The 19294-nt window shown below is 48.6% G+C and carries 24 protein-coding genes and 1 tRNA gene; 13 read left to right on the forward strand and 12 right to left on the reverse strand.

The window, feature by feature from the left end; genetic code table 11:
• Positions 1-45 precede the first annotated feature (45 nt).
• The 9 genes from HU175_RS18680 to HU175_RS18720 all read left to right on the forward strand — a co-directional run bounded on the left by HU175_RS18680 (position 46) and on the right by HU175_RS18720 (position 7481).
• Positions 46-1008: a lysylphosphatidylglycerol synthase transmembrane domain-containing protein gene (locus HU175_RS18680; RefSeq protein ID WP_176568021.1), complete on the forward strand. Its 963-nt coding sequence runs from the start codon at positions 46-48 to the stop codon at positions 1006-1008.
• Positions 1009-1046: 38 nt separating this feature from the next.
• Positions 1047-2213, forward strand: a complete 1167-nt coding sequence (locus HU175_RS18685) for a glycosyltransferase (RefSeq protein ID WP_176568022.1) — start codon at positions 1047-1049, stop codon at positions 2211-2213.
• A gap of 86 nt (positions 2214-2299) precedes the next feature.
• Positions 2300-2947 carry a polysaccharide deacetylase family protein gene (locus HU175_RS18690; protein ID WP_176568023.1) on the forward strand — a complete coding sequence of 216 codons (648 nt, stop codon included), beginning with the start codon at positions 2300-2302 and terminating at the stop codon, positions 2945-2947.
• Positions 2934-3983: a glycosyltransferase gene (locus HU175_RS18695; protein WP_176568024.1), complete on the forward strand. Its 1050-nt coding sequence runs from the start codon at positions 2934-2936 to the stop codon at positions 3981-3983. Before HU175_RS18690 ends, HU175_RS18695 begins: the two co-directional genes overlap by 14 nt.
• A 23-nt stretch (positions 3984-4006) precedes the next feature.
• Entirely contained in the window at positions 4007-4807 is an 801-nt protein-coding gene (locus tag HU175_RS18700) for a TatD family hydrolase (protein ID WP_176568025.1), read from the forward strand.
• Between the two features lie 47 nt (positions 4808-4854).
• Positions 4855-5925 (forward strand): asparaginase, encoded by a 1071-nt coding sequence (locus HU175_RS18705; protein WP_176568026.1) that lies wholly within the window; start codon positions 4855-4857, stop codon positions 5923-5925.
• A gap of 63 nt (positions 5926-5988) precedes the next feature.
• A tRNA-Ser gene (locus tag HU175_RS18710) sits at positions 5989-6075 on the forward strand.
• A 332-nt stretch (positions 6076-6407) separates the two neighbouring features.
• Positions 6408-7025: a phage integrase SAM-like domain-containing protein gene (locus tag HU175_RS18715; RefSeq protein WP_176568027.1), complete on the forward strand. Its 618-nt coding sequence runs from the start codon at positions 6408-6410 to the stop codon at positions 7023-7025.
• Positions 7026-7067: 42 nt separating this feature from the next.
• Positions 7068-7481 (forward strand): hypothetical protein, encoded by a 414-nt coding sequence (locus HU175_RS18720; protein WP_176568028.1) that lies wholly within the window; start codon positions 7068-7070, stop codon positions 7479-7481.
• Positions 7482-7775: 294 nt separating this feature from the next.
• Here the strand turns inward: HU175_RS18720 and HU175_RS18725 are convergent, their stop codons facing one another.
• The 3 genes from HU175_RS18725 to HU175_RS18735 form a co-directional block, all read right to left on the reverse strand.
• Positions 7776-8396: a DUF1579 family protein gene (locus tag HU175_RS18725; protein ID WP_176568029.1), complete on the reverse strand. Its 621-nt coding sequence runs from the start codon at positions 8394-8396 to the stop codon at positions 7776-7778.
• A gap of 307 nt (positions 8397-8703) precedes the next feature.
• Positions 8704-8862: a type II toxin-antitoxin system RelE family toxin gene (locus HU175_RS25135; protein WP_218037006.1), complete on the reverse strand. Its 159-nt coding sequence runs from the start codon at positions 8860-8862 to the stop codon at positions 8704-8706.
• 91 nt (positions 8863-8953) lie between these two features.
• The gene (locus HU175_RS18735) at positions 8954-9160 is read right to left on the reverse strand and encodes a hypothetical protein (RefSeq protein WP_176568030.1); all 207 of its coding nucleotides are present in this window, start codon (positions 9158-9160) and stop codon (positions 8954-8956) included.
• Positions 9161-9537: 377 nt separating this feature from the next.
• On the opposite strand from HU175_RS18735, the gene HU175_RS18745 reads away from it, so the two are divergent.
• Both HU175_RS18745 and HU175_RS18750 read left to right on the forward strand, forming a co-directional pair.
• A protein-coding gene (locus HU175_RS18745; RefSeq protein WP_410528567.1) for an IS3 family transposase occupies positions 9538-10670 on the forward strand; the annotation gives its coding sequence in 2 pieces (ribosomal slippage) (positions 9538-9793 and positions 9793-10670; 1134 coding nt in all).
• 176 nt (positions 10671-10846) lie between these two features.
• Positions 10847-11086 (forward strand): hypothetical protein, encoded by a 240-nt coding sequence (locus tag HU175_RS18750; RefSeq protein WP_176568031.1) that lies wholly within the window; start codon positions 10847-10849, stop codon positions 11084-11086.
• Between the two features lie 152 nt (positions 11087-11238).
• Here HU175_RS18750 and HU175_RS18755 read toward each other — a convergent pair whose 3' ends face one another.
• The 5 genes from HU175_RS18755 to HU175_RS18775 all read right to left on the reverse strand — a co-directional run bounded on the left by HU175_RS18755 (position 11239) and on the right by HU175_RS18775 (position 13933).
• Positions 11239-11505, reverse strand: a complete 267-nt coding sequence (locus HU175_RS18755) for a hypothetical protein (RefSeq protein WP_176568032.1) — start codon at positions 11503-11505, stop codon at positions 11239-11241.
• 132 nt (positions 11506-11637) lie between these two features.
• A complete protein-coding gene (locus HU175_RS18760) occupies positions 11638-12027 on the reverse strand; it encodes a hypothetical protein (RefSeq protein WP_176568033.1) in 390 nt (129 codons plus the stop codon).
• Between the two features lie 134 nt (positions 12028-12161).
• Entirely contained in the window at positions 12162-12584 is a 423-nt protein-coding gene (locus HU175_RS18765) for a hypothetical protein (protein WP_176568034.1), read from the reverse strand.
• A 144-nt stretch (positions 12585-12728) separates the two neighbouring features.
• The gene (locus tag HU175_RS18770; RefSeq protein WP_176566243.1) at positions 12729-13616 is read right to left on the reverse strand and encodes an IS3 family transposase; all 888 of its coding nucleotides are present in this window, start codon (positions 13614-13616) and stop codon (positions 12729-12731) included.
• 5 nt (positions 13617-13621) lie between these two features.
• Complete coding sequence (locus HU175_RS18775) at positions 13622-13933, reverse strand: transposase (RefSeq protein WP_176566244.1); 312 nt, start codon at positions 13931-13933, stop codon at positions 13622-13624.
• Between the two features lie 833 nt (positions 13934-14766).
• Here HU175_RS18775 and HU175_RS24980 point away from each other — a divergent pair.
• Positions 14767-14862, forward strand: a complete 96-nt coding sequence (locus HU175_RS24980; RefSeq protein ID WP_176568035.1) for a hypothetical protein — start codon at positions 14767-14769, stop codon at positions 14860-14862.
• A gap of 270 nt (positions 14863-15132) precedes the next feature.
• On the opposite strand, the gene HU175_RS18785 is transcribed toward HU175_RS24980, so the two are convergent.
• The 3 genes from HU175_RS18785 to HU175_RS18795 all read right to left on the reverse strand — a co-directional run bounded on the left by HU175_RS18785 (position 15133) and on the right by HU175_RS18795 (position 16915).
• Positions 15133-15453: a 2Fe-2S iron-sulfur cluster-binding protein gene (locus HU175_RS18785; protein WP_176568036.1), complete on the reverse strand. Its 321-nt coding sequence runs from the start codon at positions 15451-15453 to the stop codon at positions 15133-15135.
• Between the two features lies 1 nt (position 15454).
• Positions 15455-16483, reverse strand: coding sequence for an NAD(P)/FAD-dependent oxidoreductase (locus HU175_RS18790; protein ID WP_176568037.1), 1029 nt, complete (start codon positions 16481-16483; stop codon positions 15455-15457).
• A 111-nt stretch (positions 16484-16594) separates the two neighbouring features.
• A complete protein-coding gene (locus tag HU175_RS18795) occupies positions 16595-16915 on the reverse strand; it encodes a hypothetical protein (protein WP_176568038.1) in 321 nt (106 codons plus the stop codon).
• Positions 16916-17297: 382 nt separating this feature from the next.
• On the opposite strand from HU175_RS18795, the gene HU175_RS18800 reads away from it, so the two are divergent.
• Positions 17298-17618, forward strand: a complete 321-nt coding sequence (locus tag HU175_RS18800; RefSeq protein WP_176568039.1) for a heavy metal-binding domain-containing protein — start codon at positions 17298-17300, stop codon at positions 17616-17618.
• 49 nt (positions 17619-17667) lie between these two features.
• Here the strand turns inward: HU175_RS18800 and HU175_RS18805 are convergent, their stop codons facing one another.
• Positions 17668-19203 carry a magnesium chelatase gene (locus HU175_RS18805; protein WP_176568040.1) on the reverse strand — a complete coding sequence of 512 codons (1536 nt, stop codon included), beginning with the start codon at positions 19201-19203 and terminating at the stop codon, positions 17668-17670.
• Positions 19204-19294: the final 91 nt, after the last annotated feature.

The raw sequence follows: 19294 nt of genomic DNA on the forward strand, positions 1-19294 counted from the left end.
TCTAGCAATTGAGCTTATTTGCAAAGTAACGCGTTCTCGTACGTTTTGGCGCTGAAACCTTCTAAAAAAATCCTCTTCTGGGGAAAAATCGTTGTTTTCGCCGGACTTGTGGCGTATATCGGTCACATCCTGCAGCAGCAGCCGTTTGACGGGGACACCGTGCACCGTCAACTCAGGACGGTTTCTCACCCCGGGTACTGGGCGGCTGGACTGCTCCTGCTCACCCCGATCAACTGGGGGTTCGAAGCGCTGAAGTGGCAGATTCTCCTGCGTCGGGTGCAGCCGGTTAGCCTGATCCAGGCGTATCAGGGTGTTCTGGCGGGGGTATCGCTGGGGTTTGCGCTACCGGCCCAACTGGGCGACACCGCTGGTCGGGTATTGTCGTTACGTGCGCATCGTACGGAGGCCGTTGGGGCCTCGCTGGTGTCGGGGGGCATGCAGTTTTATGTCGCTATTGTGTTTGGAGCCATTGCCTGGCCGCTCCATCTGGCCCAGGTGCCCGAACGCAGCACGCCAGCCGGTATCACGTTGGTAGTCCTGTTAGCGCTCTTGTCCGGACTGGGTATTGGGTTCGGACTGGTTCGGCGGCCCTTGCTGAACTGGCTGGAACGACGCACCGCACTACGTCGGTTTACGAGCTACTGGATTGTGGCGCAGCAGTACGACGATTGGGAGATTGCCCAGGCGCTGGGTGTTGCGGCATTACGTTACCTCACGTTTTCGCTCCAGTTTTACCTGGCCCTGCGACTCATCGGTATTGTGTTACCACCCGACGTAGCGGCTGCGGGTATCGGGCTGGTCTTTCTGGTCAAAACCATTGCCCCTGCCTTCAACCTGCTCAGCGATCTGGGGATTCGCGAGGCCGCGGCCCTCTGGGTGTTCACGCCCTTTGGCATATCGGCATCGGTGCTGCTGACAACGACATTGACGCTCTGGCTGGTCAACGTTTTGCTACCCGTACTGATCGGCCTGATCTGGGTCTGGAAACTAAAACTGCAGTCAGCGTAGTTGCCTGCTCGGACGCTACGTCCTTATTTGCGCGCTGTATGTTCCTTTTTTTACTGCTGCTCAGTCTTGCCTACGCCCTGTTTACTACAACGCTATGGATTACCTGGCTGCGCATGCCGGCTCTCCGGCCACCTGCTCACCTATCGGATGGGCCCCTGATCACCGTTATCATTCCTGTTCGTAATGAAGAGAATACTATCGGGCAGTTGCTAGCCGACCTGAGCCAGCAAACGTACTCCCGACTAGACGTTATCGTGGCCGATGATTCCTCAACCGATAACACCCGATCGGTTGTCGAGCAGTATACCCTTACCGCCAATTTCCCGCTTCGGCTGCTGGCACTTACCAACGAGCAGACAGCCTCACCCAAAAAGCGGGCCATCAGTCAAAGCATTGCCCTGGCGCAGGGAGAATTAATCATCACCACCGATGGTGACTGCCGGGTTGGCCCCGGTTGGCTGGCAAGTTTCGCAGCTTTTTATCAGGAAAGCGGAGCCAAACTTATCTCCGGACCGGTTACGTTCTCAGCGGGCCCCGGTCAGGCGAGACCCGGTCAGGTGAGACCTAACCGACTAGAAACCAGTTTTTTCGACGCCTTACAAACGGTAGAATTCTCCAGTTTGATCGGTTCGGGAGCCTGCACGCTGGCACTGGGGCAGCCCACTATGTGCAACGGTGCCAACCTTTGCTACGAAAAACGGGTCTTTACCGAAGTAGGCGGTTTTGCGGGCGTGGATCACCTGGCTTCGGGCGACGATGAGTTCCTGATGCACAAGGTGGCCCGGCAGTATCCGGACGGGGTTCGATTTCTGAAAAGTGAAGCCGCGATTGTGAGTACCGAACCGCACCAGTCCTGGCGGGCTTTTTACAACCAGCGCAAACGCTGGGCGAGTAAATGGCGGGCCTACGACAGCTACGTACCATCGCTGCTGGCGGTGTTCATTTTCCTGTGTAACGCCAGCCCGATTCTGGCGTTGCTGGGCTGGTGGCTCGGTTTTTTAAACGGAAGTATGGCTGGTCTCGTTATTGCACTGAAACTCCTGCCCGAGTTTTTGTTTTTACGACAGGTTCTTGTTTTTTTACAAAAACGGTGGGCAGTGAAGTACATTCCTCTGACGCAGTTGGTTTATCCATTTTATGTACTTTTCTTTGGCCTGGCGGCCCAGGGAAAGGGCTACCAGTGGAAAGGCCGCCAGTTACGTTAACCCGTTATTATCCTATACCCAACTTAGAAATACAGTTTACCTGAAACGTTAACCAGACAACTCTGGCGGGATTCGCCCCAACGACCGTGTCATTCTTTCTCCATAAATCCAATTTTGTCCTACGCACGATCTACCCCGAGTTCTGGTGGAAAATCGAGGAAGCTGTTGAACCAACAATCTACTTGACGTTCGATGACGGGCCCATTCCGGAGGTGACCCCCTTCGTGCTGGAACAACTAGACAAATACGCGGCCCAGGCTACTTTTTTCTGCATCGGCGACAATGTACGCAAGCACCAGGATGTTCTGTATCAGGTGCTGGAAGCAGGTCACATGGTTGGCAATCACACCCACAATCACCTCAACGGCTGGAAGACGGACGACGCTGCCTATCTCGCCAATATCCAGCAGTGCCAGCAGCAGTTGGGCGTTGAAACAGCCCTGTTCCGACCGCCTTACGGACGTATCCGCAAAACGCAGGTGGCCGAGGTAATGGAAACGCATTCCATTGTGATGTGGGACGTACTGACGGGAGATTTCGACCAGACGCTCGATCCGGACATGTGCCTGCGCAAAACGATTCAGTACACCGAGCCGGGGTCGATTGTTGTCTTCCACGACAGTATCAAAGCCTGGCCGACCATGCGGTACGTACTGCCCCGGATGCTGGCCTATTTTGCCGAGCGGGGTTACTCGTTCCGTGCCATCCCCCAGCCTGCCTATGCCGGTTTCTGAGTTCAGACCATCGGTCAGTATTCTGATAGCCGCCCGCAACGAAGCCCCAACGATTCTGGCCTGCCTGCAGGCGATTGATCAACTCGATTATCCAGCCGATCTGGTCGAAGTCCTGATTGGGAACGACCAGTCGACCGACCAGACAGCCGACCGCGTTACGCACTTTATTGCCGACAAGCCCCGGTTTCGCCTGTACACCATCGACCAGTCAGTAGCGGGCCTGGCTGGCAAAGCGAACGTACTGGCGCAGTTAGCCAGACACGCCACCGGCGACCTTCTCTTTTTCACCGACGCCGATACACAGGTCCCTACCACCTGGCTTCTGCACATGAGCCAGGCTTTTGCCGGCACCGTAGGCGTTGTCACCGGCATTACGTTGCCCGGCATTACGTTGCCCGGCATTACGTTGCCCGGCGCTACGTTGCCGATAGGCCCTGCTATTTTTCATAAGCTTCAGGGCATTGACTGGCTCTATAATCTCACGCTGGTCAATCTGCTAAGTAACCTGAATATACCCGTTACGGCGATGGGCAACAACATGGCCGTTAGCCGGGCGGCCTACGAAGCAGTTGGCGGCTACGAATCCCTGCCGTTTTCGGTCGTTGAAGATTACACGCTGTTTCAGGCGATTACAAAGCAGGGTTTCGGCTTTCGCTCCCTGCTCAACGAACAGGTACTGGCCAGCACAAAAGCTGTCGATACCCTCCTCGTTTTTCTGCAACAACGAAAGCGCTGGATGCGCGGTGCTACGGCGCTACCCGGCTGGATGGTCGTTCCGCTGTATCTCCAATACCTTTTACTACCTCTTTTTCTGCTCCTGGGCTGGTTAGCGCCGGGGCTGGCCATTACGCTTTACCTAGCTCGTTTTGCGGGCCAAACCTGTATTATTTTGCACGGTCTGCGTTGCGTCAGAAAAACTAAGTTGTGGCCCTACGCGTTGCTTTTTGAGATCTATCAGCTTTTGATTGGTCCCCTGGCGGTAGCGTACTATTTGCTACCTATTCCGATCCAGTGGAAGGGTCGACGCTTTGCCTGAGCTTTTACAGAATTTGCTTGTTTATGTTTATTGATACCCACGCTCACATTTACGACGACCAGTTTACTGACGACCGCGACGCTATGTTCGAGCGGACAACGGCGCAAAAAGTTAGTCAGATCTGGATGCCTAACTGTGCCCGCGAAACGATTGATGGCCTGATGGCACTCGCCGATCAGTTTCCCGAGCGCTGCCTGCCTATGATGGGCTTGCACCCGGCCTACGTCAACGATACATTCGAAGATGAACTGGCCACCGTTGAGGATTACCTCAATCGCCATTCGTTCATGGCGGTAGGCGAAATCGGCCTGGATTTCTACTGGGACATGACCTACGTCGATCAGCAGTTTGTCGCTTTTGAAACCCAGCTGCGCTGGGCCGCCGAACAGCAGCTTCCCGTTTCGATGCACACCCGTTCGGGCCACGACCGCAACGCCTTTGCCGAAGCCGCCGACCTGATTGAAAAGCTGGCGCTACCGGGCCTGACCGGCATTTTTCACTGTTTCGTCGGAACGCTGGACGAGGCCAATCGAGCGATTGACCTGGGTTTCAAACTGGGAATTGGCGGAGTCAGTACGTTTAAAAATGGCGGTCTCGACAAGGTACTGCCGCACGTATCACTGGACCATCTCGTGCTCGAAACAGACAGTCCGTACCTGGCTCCTGTTCCCTACCGCGGCAAACGCAACGAACCGGCCTACCTGCGTCAGATTGCCCAGCGGATCGGAGATCTGAAGCAAATCAGCGTCGATGACGTAGCGCGGCATACGACCGCCAACGCCCTCTCGTTGCTGCCAGCCCTGTACGCGAACCTCCTTCCTTAGTTGTACACGTCGTTGGTTGACACCAAAAAACGGTTCTATTTTTGCGCATGTCTTATCAAGTAGTGCGCATAAATCCGACTCTGGTCAGCCGACCGGATCAGCCGTCGGTGCTGGTAATTTACACCGGTGGTACGTTTGGCATGGTCTATGACCAACAGGCTGATCAGTTAGTTCCGTTTGATTTTGAGCGCGTTTCCGAGCGGCTGCCCGAACTGGGGCGGCTCAATTTTGCCATTACGCTGCTCACGATGCCCACCATCATCGATTCGTCGAACATGACGCCGGCGGTTTGGGTGGAGCTGGCGCAGCTCATTCAGACGCATTACGAGCAGTACGACAGCTTCGTCATCCTGCACGGCACCGATACCATGTCGTACACGGCCTCGGCGCTCAGTTTCATGCTGATGGGCCTGAACAAACCGGTTATTCTGACGGGGGCTCAGTTGCCCATTGGCATGGCGCGTACCGATGCCCGCGAGAATTTCATTACCGCCCTGGAAATTGCGGCCGCTCAGGAAAACGGTCGCCCGCTGGTGCCGGAGGTATGTCTGTATTTCAATTCGCGCTTGCTACGAGGCAACCGCTCGACCAAGCAGGAAAGCGTACAGTTCAACGCTTTTGTTTCCGAAAACTACCCGGACCTGGCGACGGCGGGGGTAAGCATTGCCTATAATCACCCGTTCATCCGGCCGTACCAGCCCGACGACACCCTCCGCCTACGCACCTCTTTCGACCCGAACGTTACCATTTTAAAGCTCTTTCCGGGGATTACGCAGCCCGTTGTTGAGTCCATCCTCAACATTCCCGGCCTGCGGGCGGTCGTGCTGGAAACGTACGGTGCAGGTAACGCCCCTACAGATAGCTGGTTTTTGAACACACTTCAAAAAGCCATCGACAAAGGTATTATCCTCTTCAACGTATCGCAGTGCGAAGGGGGCCGCGTAACCCAGGGTCGCTACCAGACCAGTAAGATGCTGGAGCAGATTGGTGTTATCAGCGGAGCCGACATCACGACCGAAGCCGCCATTACCAAACTCATGGTCTTGTTAGGTGAAGGTGATACGGAGCAGGTACGCCAGCAATTAGCCCAGCCCATTAGTGGGGAAATGGTGATCTAGGTCTTTTTCGATGCTCGTCTATTGCGATCCTGCGGACAAACGTGCATATTTGCACTCCCAAACAGAGAGGTGTCCGAGTGGTTGAAGGAGCACGCCTGGAAAGTGTGTATACGGGTAACCGTATCGAGAGTTCGAATCTCTTCCTCTCTGCTAAATAGCTTTATTGTCACTTGGAGTGCCCGATACGTAGCCCGTCTCGGGCTTTTTTTATGCTTTTTTTTAACGGCTAGGGTATTTTCTCTCTATTATCTCCTAAAAAATACCCCTTCCCAATGACGGGTGGCAAGGCGGTTTGTCACCATTATCCGCCTTTTTCATATCCAGAAAACACCGTTTAGTGTATACACACTATTTGCACAAACATTAAAACGAGATTAAAGACAGTACAGACTCACCAACCCGAGTTTGCAACTGAACATCCGCACAATGGAAATCTCCTTCTGGAGACACAAGAGTAATGTTGCTGGTAAGTCTAAAATTTATTGTCGAGTCACCGTCGCTGGCGAGCGAGCGGAAATTGGGTCGACAGGCATTATGATCTACCACGACCACTGGGTGAACGGAAAGGTAGCCGATGCCGATCCGGAATCCTTTTTCAAAAACGAGCAGCTGACATACAGCGCAACCAGCTCCGGGCCACCTTCAATGACCTGTTTAGGAAGAAGGAGAAAATTACGGCCGCAAAAATCAAACGAGTCTACCTGGGTCAGACAGCCGCTGTCAGCCTACTGTCTGCTTTCGCGCTTTACATCAAGGACTGCCGAGAAGACCAGGAGCGGGATCTGGACGAAGAAACCGTCAACATCTATGATCGGGTACGTAAAAAGTTGACCGACTTCCTGATCAGCGAACGCGCCACTGACCTGCTGATCGAAGACTTTGATGTCAAATGGATCAAAAAATTCCGGCGCTGGATGAAAACAGTTCAGGTCAACGCCCGTCAGGCTGGGCATGCTGATAGCTACATCATCAAACAATCCCAGACCATCAAGAACGCCCTGATCTGGGCAAAACTCAAAAAAATGGCAGACAAAAATCCACTCGAAGGCTTAAAATTCGAGGGGCCGCAATGGGATGATCCCATCTTCCTAAGCAATTAACAATTTGATAAGCTCCGGAAGCATCGGTTCAAGTATTCCTACGTGCAGGAGACGGCCGACGTATTTATCATTCTTTGCCGAACAGGCTTACATTACGGCGATTTTAAAGATTTCGTGAAGCAATACTCAACGGCGCTCCGGAAGGGCCTGGATGGCGAATATTGGGTAATGAAAGAGCGGATCAAGACTGATGTTAAGATTCACGTACCCATCTTCGATGAAGTCACCCAGATCTTCGACAAATACGGTGGGTGGGATAAGTTACCCCTTCGGCCGCTTACCAAGTTCAACGAATACTTAAAGCTAATAGCCGCTGAAGTAAGGCTCCATGAGGAGCTGTCGAGTAAAGCCGGTAGAAAGACGTTTACTGATTGGCGCTACAATACACTTATGCTCAGCACCGATGCTGTAAAGGTTGTACTCGGTCGGAAATCAGCGTCTGGCCTGGAGGTCTAAGGCCGGCCGGATGAGCGCCGGGTCGCTGCTGAGCTGAAGCAGAGCAAGGAGATGAAGAAACGGAAGAAGAAGTAAGCAAAGAAGCCCGGCCGCATCGGCCGGGCTTCTTCTTTATATAATGTGAATCATAACACTAAGAAATGCTGTCTCATTTTAGGGAGCGATTTTGTGAGACGCGAGCCAGGGACTAATAACGAAACCAACAACCTGAGACGCGCCAGATCGATGGCACTCACACGCTTTTTTAACCACCTCTCATCCTGCCCATACAGCCGATGAATCAGCTCACTAGAGTCACTTAACGGGCACTCGGCTATAAATCAACTCCCGTACCTTCTTACCAGGACTAGTGCCATTTTGCTCCTCGTAATACTCTTCAGTGTAATGAGACTCATCCAGAACGGTCAAAACTTTCCTGTTTTTATGAGTCAAACCCGGTCTTAATTCACTGTCCCAATCGTAGGTAAACGAGTTGGTTTTAGGGTCGTAGCCCCCGCTTTGCTTGGTAATACCGCTACCAATGTGGTTATTGATCGATGTCGTAACAAATTTGTGTGCTACATTATCATACCCTTCAATTTCCATTCCCTGATAGTTCTCTAGTTTCATCTGTCCTTCAGCGATGGGTATTTGCAATTTACCCCCCGTAATCTCCACGACACAAAAGCGGCCTTCGTAAATGAGCTTCCGAACAATAGTGCCTTTGACAAAGGGTAAGTTCTTGTCTTGAAAAGCCCAAGTACCGACAAGCCTCGCCAGAAGAGCATGGTTAGGGCCTGGTCGCGAAAAGTCAAGGAGTTGGGTCATGGCCTCCTGCTGGCTGGCGGTGTTGGCGGGCTTAGGGGGGCTTTGGCCTTGGCTAATTAAGGCAGCAGATAGCAAAACCAGTGTTGTCAGAAGGCAGGCGTTGTTCATGCGTGTTCAGGCTTACTGAGTTAGCAAAACGATCATGGCTCAAGTTAACCATACAGCCTCGAGGGCGTTGCGTGTTTTGATGAAACGGTATAACTGAAAGGTCTTTTTCACCTAACACCTGACGAACATCTCCCGAAACGCCGGTTTATAGAGACAGAGGCATACTCTGTTCTACAGTTGTTCTAGGCTTATGGACATCAACCAAAAGAAATACCACGACTACCTTGTCGTGGCGCTGGTTTATATAGGAAGCGAAAATTGATACTCAATATTGGGGATTCATCAGCAAAAAGGTCTGATCCGGCTACTATTCGTAAATATCTTTTCGGTGGCCCACCGCGACCACGTCGATAATCAATTCCGTGTCAAAAATCTCGTAGATGATCCGATAATTTCCGGTTCGGATTCGGTAACCATCTCGTCCTTTCAATTTTTTGCATCCGCTTGGGCGTGGATTCTCGGCCAAATTGGCAATGGCTTCCAGGATCGGGGCGACAACATGGTCAGAAAACTTGTCGAGCTGCTTTTACGCTTTAGACGTAATGACGATGGTCTAACTAGGCATGCTTCACTTGGCGTCTCTTCAGATAGTCTGAAAACAGCATGCGTTCGCCGGTGTCCTCTTTCTTTGCTTCGTCATACAAGCGAATATCCTCCAGTTCCTCCAGCTCTTCCATCATGGATTCGAACTCTTGGGCAGGCAGCACAACCAAGGACGGATTGCCATTGGCATCTTTGATGTATTGCGGATGAACAGATATCATACTAATCCTTTTTATACAAAGATACCATTTAGGTAAGAGAAGTGTCAAATTCTAGGAATTGATTCTTCTCTTGAATCAGAACGTTCTCCAGATGCAAAGTTGAATACTGGTGCTTATTATGTTATTGGTTTAGTTGAACGGATATAAAAATGAGCGTTTCATGAGATGGCTAACCCAGGAGTAATTTCGTACCTTGGCCAACATAACTGCACTAATACAACACGACCTATGAAGTATCTACTCTTTATCCTGCTTCACGTGCACTGTTTATTCTCTTGTTACTCTAGTAAGAGGGAAGAAGATTTAGCCCAGACTATAGTGCGCCCCGTTTTTAAGACCACTAATTAAATTGGATAACGGGCTAAATTTAGTCCCGTATGAAAGGCAAGAGCAAACGTAAATTTACCTCTGAATTCAAACTCAAGGTAGTACTTGAAGTCCTTAAAGAAAAGGATACATTGGCTGTCATCAGCAAACGCCACGAGCTTCATCCGAATCAGATCAGTGACTGGAAGCGGCAATTCCTACAGGGGGCCGCTTCCGTTTTCGAGGCAGGTTGCAAACCCACATCGACCAACGCAGAACCCGAAACCGCCTTGCTCTATGAGCAGATTGGACGATTACAAATGGAACTGACTTTTTTCAAAAAAAAGTTGACGCCATGAGTCTTTCGCAGCGACGATCACTGCTTGATGCAGCTTTATCAACTAGCATTCGCCAACAATGCCAGTGGGTAGGATTGCCCCGCTCAACCTATTACTACCAACCGGTAGTAGCCACATCAGACGATTTACTACTGATGCGTTTGCTGGATGAGCAGTACCTGCTAACTCCGCAGTACGGGTACCGCAAGATGCAGGTAGCCCTGGCAAAGGCAGGCTATTGTGTCAATCACAAACGCGTTCGGCGTCTCATGCAAATACTTGGCATAGAAGCCATTTATCCTAAAATAAACACCTCGAAACCGGCCATAGGCCACCGAATTTATCCCTATTTGCTGCGGGGGTTGGTCATTGTGCGGGTCCACCAAGTTTGGGCTACTGACATTACCTATGTACCCATGGCGACCGGATATATGTACCTGATGGCCATCATCGATCTGTATAGTCGATACGTATTAAGTTGGTCCGTTTCCAACACCATGGAGGCTGATTGGTGTTGTGGCGTGTTACGAAAGGCCTTAGGGAGCTATCCTCAACCCGAGATTTTTAACACCGATCAAGGCAGTCAATTTACCTCGGATGATTTTACAAGTGTCCTGCTCGATCAGAACATTCGCATCTCAATGGACGGCAAAGGGCGGGCATTGGACAACATATTCGTAGAGCGGCTTTGGCGAAGCGTAAAATATGAGGATATTTATCTGAAAGCCTACCAGGATGGCTGGCAGTTAGAGGCAGGCTTACAAGCTTATTTCGAGTTTTATAACTGTCGGCGCTTTCACCAGTCGCTGAATTATCGAACGCCTGAAGAGGTATTAAAGGGAATAAAAAGCAGTCAAACCAAGTAGGAAATCAGATCAACTAACAATTTCGTTATTCAGTAAAGTGGTCCAGTTCTAAGGGCGCAGTGTAGACAATAGAAGGCACATACAAAATATATCAAGGTAGTTTTGATGGAAAGCGATTATTAAGAAATGATAGCTACAAAGATGTTAGCTTAGCACAAGTTGGAAGTATCAAGGTGATGAAGCTTGATAATGCACTTGTTGGGATTCAAGTAGTGCTGCCGGGTCAACCAGACCCTCGCAGAATCAAGTATAATTTCTTTGGTAATTTGGAAAAAGAGGATCAGGTAGATCGAGGAATTATAATTTACGATTCAGAGACTAAAGAAGAAGTTGGCATATATAAAAATGAAACTCTAGGATTGAATCTGTATTCTAATACTGTTTTCAAAAACGTAATCCTATTAGCTAAAAAATAAAAATCAAAAAAATATATTTATTCTATAAAAATAATTTTACTGTAATTATCTTTTCCCTGAAAGAAATCCCTCTACGTAAGTGTGATTATACAGCAGGTTTAGATAAAGTGATATTGATAGCTTATCAATCAGTATATTAAGAATAGTCTTTATTAAAGATCTTCCATATCCTCAGAAAATACATTGTCGAATATTTTGAGATAGATATGGTCTAAAACTGAGTACATACCTTGATCTCTATTGCCAATATATTTTTTAACTTCTTCGAGAGTTGGATAATGAGCGTCATTGTGAAAATAGTCTCTCCACTCTTCAATAGCTTTGTATACAAACAAAAGCTGTTTTAGGCTGATCTCAATAGTGTCATCTTCCGAAATAGAAACTAATTTTTCTTCTATCTGTCTTACCGAATGCTGCATTTACAATTATTTAAAAACGAGGATAAGTACGAATTTATAACTCCGATTATGTTATGAGAATAAAGGAAGAATGAGGGTTAATACTTTTTATCGTTTAAAAGGGAATTAGTACAAAATACCATTGCCTACTTATTACTTATTCTCATTTATCACTCTGCCTAGTGAATCTTTCCATGCTTGCTTTAGGGTATAATTCGTCAGTTCATGATTGGGGTAATTCCCATCAAATGACCAAATTTCTAAATAATCAATAATACCATTTGTTAAAAAAACGGTAGCGTCAGCACCAATTTCTAGCTCTGGCGAATTAATAGTCACGCCATTAAGAACAATGTTATCTTGAGCAAGTCGATAAGCAACGATCTCTGCTGAATGTGAGAAGCTGATAAATACACCCCCACCGTTAGTATACTCACAGTTTATGTCGCTTAAGAAAGGGATTTGTGATTTAGCTGCTTTTCCATTGTCATCACCATCTAAGAGTAATTCTAATACGTCTGAGATGTACTTCGACTTGATCATACGTTCTGTTGTATAAGTGCAATTATGATAAGTAACGTATGAAATTACTTATGCGTTAACCATATCAATAAACGATCGCTTGTAAGGTTAAGTAGCCCAGCATTTAGAAGGACCTCAGTTTAATACAAAGTGTTCTAATCATCGTAAGTAACCTTTACACCGCTTCCCGTATTGGCATTCCTTTTTCTTTCAACTTTGGTAGCAAGCATAATGTAATAAACTCCTTTACCGAGTGATACGTCTCCAGAGCCAACTTCTTTATAAGCAAATTTATTTGTACTATTATTTGCCGATTGAAAATAACCATCACCGGAAAGCAGCGTTACTTTACCGTCTTTGCCAAATACCAAATATCCGGCAAAGCCATCGTTAATTCCCGAATATTTAGCCCACACTTTCGGAGACTTGCTCGAAATTCCACCGTAATAAAAAGTGGATATTCCGCATTCATCCACTCGCTTAATTACTGTACTCTCATATTTATATATGACTTCTATGTGAGTATCACAACAGGAGGAACAAAGCACCAGTAACGCTAAAATGAGCCAATTATTCATTTCTTTCACCACCTTCTTATCGGCACAAAGTTTCTTTCCATTGTCCTCACTCCATCTAGCGAGCCAGTTTGAGTGATTTTTAATTCGCCTGCCGATACTCGGTGGCTGTCATAAGCTGTAACGACTTATTGTCTTAGCCCCCTATTAGCTGGACAAATTTTCTGAAAAGGTTGTGTCGTAAATTACCTGTGCTTCCTCCCATTTCTGCTGAGGTGTTACAAAACCAATCGAACGATGAAGACGGTGATTGTTGTAATGGAAAAAATAACGCCCTAACATTTCTTTGGCCTCATAATAGCTGTCAAATACATTGCGCTCGATCACATCATGTTCTAGAATGCTGTGAAAAGCTTCAATGTACGAGTTCTCTTCAGGGGTGGCCACATGAGTGAATTCCTGCTTGATTTCGGAGCTTTTCAAAAAGTTACGTACCGAGTGAGCAATGAATTGACTGCCATTATCATTGCGCAAAATGACGCCCTTCAGTTCATGATTCCGGTTGATTCGTCGAAAAAGATTGATTAAGTCGATTTGACGAATACTGCCTTGGAATAGCCAATCCAGAATTTTGCGGCTATACACATCAATGACGCTCAACAGATAGTAATTCCGCCGTTCCCCTTCTACCCAGACGTATTTGATATCCCAGCACAGGTATTCCAAGGGCTTGGTCGCTTCGATTCGTCTGAATTTAACAAATTCCCGCTTGCCCATCGGTCGGATCACTTTGCCCAGAAGTAAATTATGCTCTTGCATGAGTCGATACACCTTTTTCTTATTGATTAAGTATTCTTTTTTCAACTCGTGGGTGATGTATTCGTAGCCAAGGGCATTGAACTCAACATCCAGCAGTTGCCGAATACTGACCACGACCAGTTGGTTGTCTACCCACGATCCATCCCGTTTCATGGTTACCTGGCTGGGGCGTGCTCCAGGTCTACCTGATTGTGGTTGGTAGTAAAACACGCTCCGAGGTACACTAAGCCACTGGCATAACAGGGTACGACTTACTTGATTTTCAAACTGTTTCATGAGTGCTAGCTTCTCCTGGAGTGAATAGGAGTTTTTTTTAGTAGCTCACTTTTGATCTCCAGTTCCAAAGCTTGTTTTGCTACAATCCGCTTCAGGCGTTCATTTTCTTCTTCGAGCACTCGAAGCTGGGGATCGACGCGTGCGTAAGAATCTTTGAGGCCTTCTTTGCCTTTACTCAAATACTTCAATTTCCACTTGCGCAGCAGCGAAGGAGATAGATTGTATTTTCGACAAGTCTCGGCATGGCCGTCACGAATGGCTTCCTGGACGATAGAATAGCGGTCATCGGGAGTAAAACTCCGCCTTAATTTGCTCATGGTATCTGAATGTAAAAGGACTAAACTGTTTTTACAATTTTGTCCAGTCATTCAGGGGGTTAAGACACTTATGAGGACGGTCTAATGAGTAGAAAGCCACAATCTGATCTACTATTCATCTTTTCGCTAGCCGCACATGTCGTTGAAAAAACGTCTTACAAAACGCCCATTTTGAGCGACGGTTACCTAATTCCCACTATTTACACTAAATATAGCTTCGCCTAATCTCAAATTGTCATCTCACGAAACAAAGTATGATTTTAAGTGATATGGCTGAGTTTGTGAGACCGATGTTCCCTTCTGTAGGTTGTATCTCCGTTTTATATAAATCCGTCAATTAACTGTTTTCAATTAACTCAATTGCTTTTCAAAGCCAAGGTTCAATAAGTCACACCTTTCTGGCCCCGTCGTACTTCACACTATACCCGGTTCAACGTAGGTTCTAAAGAGGAGCCAAGATGTATGGTCATAAGGTTTCATTTTATTATCTTTATAAAACCAAGCTTTTGACCCTATAGCGACGGACTGCTATGAACCGCCTTTTCGGGTACGCCAGCGTTTCGACACAAGCCCAGAACCTAACCACCTAGCTCGACGCCCTTCAGCAGATCGGCTACCACGAAATTTTTCAGGATAAGATCACTGCACGACCTGCCCTCGGTGTGCTGCTCTCCGAACCTCGCCCCGGGGATACCTATTGTGGTGGCCCGCTTCAACCGACTCAGCCATTCCCTCCCACACCTAGTGCGGCTGGTCTCTGACCTCGAAGAAAAGGCTTGGTAAGTCTGAAAACCCGGGTTGCCGGGAGCCTATACCGGGAGGATACATATTCCATGCAGGAGATCGCCCCACAGTTGAGCATCTCGAAAATGACACTCTACAAATACCTGCGCTCCCGGGACATCGAAACAGGTGCTGCTGCCGCTTAGCCGCCTACGATTCCTCATACCATATGGGTATAAAAATCATAAGTATGAAGAAGATAGCTAGTAACACGCAGATTAATAGACCTGTGCCTATGGCTTTTAGTAGCTCTTTAAGTAACTGCATAGCATTCTATAAGTGGCGTAATGTAAAGCAAGAATAAAGAAAGCCCCCGACAATTCAGCCAGCAGATAGGCGTAAAAGTTTGTTTGAGAAGAGTCAAACGAATCGGCTGGTGGTCGCTTTCTTTTTTAGTCGTCAGGTAATCAATCGGGTCAATCTGCGTAGCCCATTAAACGGATATTTATTCCGTCAAGTTGGTCTGCTACGCGTATCTGACAGGACAATCGACTATTATCCTGTGCATCCGGCCGGGTATCCAACGTTATAAGCTCGGCATCTTTGGCCGGTTCCAGGTCGCGTTCACCTGCCAGGATCAGACAATGGCAATCGGCGCACAGGGCCAAACCACCACAGGTAGCCCGCATATCGTACCCCTCCCCTTTCAGGGTTTCCATCAGACTCTGACCAACGTAGCCATCGAGCCGTACATCCCGAACGGATCCCTGTCTGTCTTCGACTGTAATCTGAATCATGTCAAAAAGCGTTTACCCCGTTGACGGTCGTGTATTTAAAACTCGGTTTCTGATCCGGATAGACGTGTTTGAACGCGCTCTGGGCCATCAGTGCTCCTTCGTGAAAGCCGCATAGGATAAGTTTTAACTTACCCGGATACGTATTAATATCGCCAATGGCATAGATTCCGTCAACGTTGGTAGAGTAGTCGTGGACGTTGACCAGCAGGGCGGAGTTATCGATGCCCAGCCCCCAGTTGGCGATAGGACCTAACTTGGGCGTCAGGCCAAAAAGGGGTATCAGATAATCGGCCTCCAGTACCGACGCATTTTTCTGCTTATCGGTTACAGTTACCGTCTGCAGATGACCGTTTCCGCCAAGTGAAGTAATCTGGCTCTGTAACAACAGATCGATCGTTCCCTGCCGGGCCAGTTGAAAGACCTTTTCTGCGGAGTCAGGATGACCACGAAAGGTTTCGCCCCGGTGTACCAGCGTAACCCGTTCGGCAATAGTGGCCAGGAAAAGCGTCCAGTCGAGCGCCGAATCTCCTCCTCCCGAAAGAACTACCTTCCGGCCCCGGTAGAGTTCAGGATTTTTAACCATGTAATTGACCCCTTTCCCTTCGAACAGGTCGAGGCCTGATATTTCTGGTTTACGAGGCTCGAAACAACCCAGCCCGCCCGCAATGACCACCACCTTGGCCTGAATGGTTGTCCCCTCGTTCGTATGAATAATAAAGCGCTTGTCAGAAGTCTGCTGCAGTCTATCAACCCGTTCGCCTAGTGAAAAGCCAGGCTTAAACGGTTCTATTTGTTCCATCAGGCCATCAATAAGTGCCTGAGCCGTTATGGACGGGAATCCTGGAATGTCATAAATTGGCTTTTGAGGATATATTTCCGACAACTGTCCGCCTACCTGAGGGAGCGCGTCGATAAGATGGCAGCGCATCTTGAGTAAGCCCGCTTCAAATACAGCAAAAAGTCCTACGGGGCCAGCGCCAATAATGGCAATGTCTGTCGTAACAAATTCTTCCGTTCGTGTCGTTTTCATATGGCAAAATTTGCCACTGTGCAGACGCCCATCAAATAAGGATTAGTAATCACGCATTCCGTCTGCTAATAGAATTCAGTCGTCAAAGAGGGTCCGAGTGAAGGAGATCCATTATGATTCGGTCCCTTTCTGCCGCGCTACGTAGGTAGCGAGCAGCCTGTCAAATACGTGGCTATGTGTTTGAACCGCCATTAGCATGTCCTGTGGCTTGGTCGATATACGCTGTAGATTCTGATAGCTGACTTCCGGCTTCGGCTGCGCAACGTAATAGACACCATAGGCCAGTAATTTCCTCAACAGCAGAAAAATGGTCATCCACTCAGGAAAAATCTGCGACCCATCGGTAGACTGCTCCCGGATTTCAGCAGCATTGACCTGACTCAAAAAGTGGCGAATCTGCTTTATCTCCTGTTCTTCGAATTGAATCTCCAATAACTAGCCTGTTTATACGTGAACAATCAACAGCGTTAAAATTCCCTGCCAGACAAAGCTTCAAAAACAAGCCCGGACCTATTTAGATCCGGGCTGTTTGTTTCTACAACTCAATAAACCAATTTATCTACGGTAGTTACGGAACAGCATTGTGCTGATTGTAAATCAATTATCAGGCCATACTGGACCGTATGTCACCCAAATTCGTCTATTAATTACGTAGTAAGCAGACAGTTCACCAATTTCTATCCACAAAGCAGGCAACTTATTTTACCGCTCATCCCAATCGATTTACCGGTCGTGGAATCTGCCGGCAGCATCTGTTCATGTGTTGAAAACGATGTCACTAAAAATGGGTAAGTTTGGGTGAAAAACTCAGCCTATGCTCATTACAACTACCTCAACTATCGAAGGAAAGCACATTAAACAGTACGTCGGTCTGGTCAACGGCGAAGCCATCATCGGGGCCAATCTGGTCAAAGATTTTTTCGCTAACGTTCGCGATATCGTTGGCGGCCGTTCAAGTACTTATGAGCAGTGGCTGCGGGAGGCAAAAAGCATTGCCGTCAAGGAAATGATGGATCAGGCGACCCGGCTCGGTGCCAACGCAATAATCGGTGTGGACCTTGATTACCAGACTGTCGGAGGAAATGGCTCGATGCTGATGGTGTCCGCCAACGGCACTGCCGTCGTAATTGAATAAAAAACGGGAAGCTGGTTATCAGCTTCCCGTTTAATAATGGGGCGGTCAATCAGTACCGATCATCCTCGTCTTCGTCCTCCTCCTCTTCTCCGAACCCACCGTCGGGGTTAAACATGGAGCCAAGTAAGTCCTTGAACGACTGGCCCGTATCCATGGCTTTCTTGCCCACCAGCGAGTGTTCGGCCAGACCATGCAGCGCAAACTCCATCATGAACAGTTTTTCGGATTTGCTCAGGCGAGCCTGAAACTGATCGATCAGGTCGTCGAGACCGTCGATCGTTTTTAAGCGAGCTTCATAATCCCGGTTTGTCAGATCGTTCAGGATATCCATCGTGTTGCCATCGCCAAACCAGTCAGTCACCTTTTTGTAAGGGTTACCGCGCTTGTCTTTCTTGGCTTTCTCCGGATTCGGGAAATACTGCAGGAACTGGTTCCGGATGGCTTTCCCGATCAGGTTCTGCGCCACGATGACTGGTCCTTCAACCTCTCCTTCGTAGACCAGTTCGACTTTACCACAGATGGCCGGTACGACGCCGTACAGGTCGGCGATACGTACGTACGTTTCCTTCTCGCCGTTCAGCAGGGCGCGACGCTCAGCCGATGAAAGCAGGTTCTCGTAGGCCGAAATCGTCATCCGGGCCGATACACCGCTCTTGGCATCGACGTATTCGCTTTCCCGCGCTTCGAGGGCGATCTGTTCGATCAAGTCGGCGACAAGGTCATTGGTTTTCACCATGCCCTTCTGCTCTGTTTTGACAATGGCTTCCTGCTGAGTGATTTTCTTCCCGATCTCGATGGATTTGGGGTAGTGAGTTACAATCTGCGAGTCGATCCGGTCTTTCAACGGCGTTACGATGCTGCCCCGGTTCGTGTAATCTTCCGGGTTGGCGGTGAACACGAACTGAATATCGAGCGGCAGGCGTAGTTTGAAACCACGAATCTGTATGTCACCTTCCTGCAGGATATTGAACAGTGATACCTGAATACGGGCCTGCAGATCGGGCAATTCGTTTATCACGAAAATACACCGATGCGACCGGGGAATCAGACCGTAGTGAATGGTTCGCTCATCCGAATACGGCAGTTTCAGCGTAGCGGCTTTGATGGGATCCACATCCCCTACCAGGTCGGCTACCGATACATCGGGAGTAGCCAGTTTTTCGGTGTAACGGTCACTGCGGTGCAGCCATTCAATTGGCGTTGCATCCCCCTTCTCAGTGATCAGATCGTGGGCAAAACGCGAGAGTGGTGCCAGCGGATCGTCGTTCAGTTCCGACCCGGCCACGACCGGAATGTATTCGTCCAGCAGGTTGATCATCTGCCGGGCGATCCGGGTCTTTGCCTGTCCGCGCAACCCTAGCAGGTTGATGTGGTGCATAGACAGAATGGCCCGCTCTACGTCAGGAATAACCGTATCTTCGTACCCCCAGATACCGGGGAAGACCACTTCTTTTGCTTTTATTTTTTCAATCAGATTATCACGTAGTTCCTGCTTGATGGAGCGGGATTGGTAGCCAGCGGCTTTCAGTTCGCCAAGCGTAGTGATCTTCAATAAATTTGATGATTTCAGGCTGCGGTAGTTCATTCAAATGCGGGCGATTACTGGACCAGGTTGTCCTTCTGGATAACAGGCTTTCGAAAGAAATGGTTTTTCGACGCTAAAAATGGCTAATTTT

Source organism: Spirosoma sp. KUDC1026 (assembly GCF_013375035.1).
Taxonomy (GTDB): Bacteria; Bacteroidota; Bacteroidia; order Cytophagales; family Spirosomataceae; genus Spirosoma.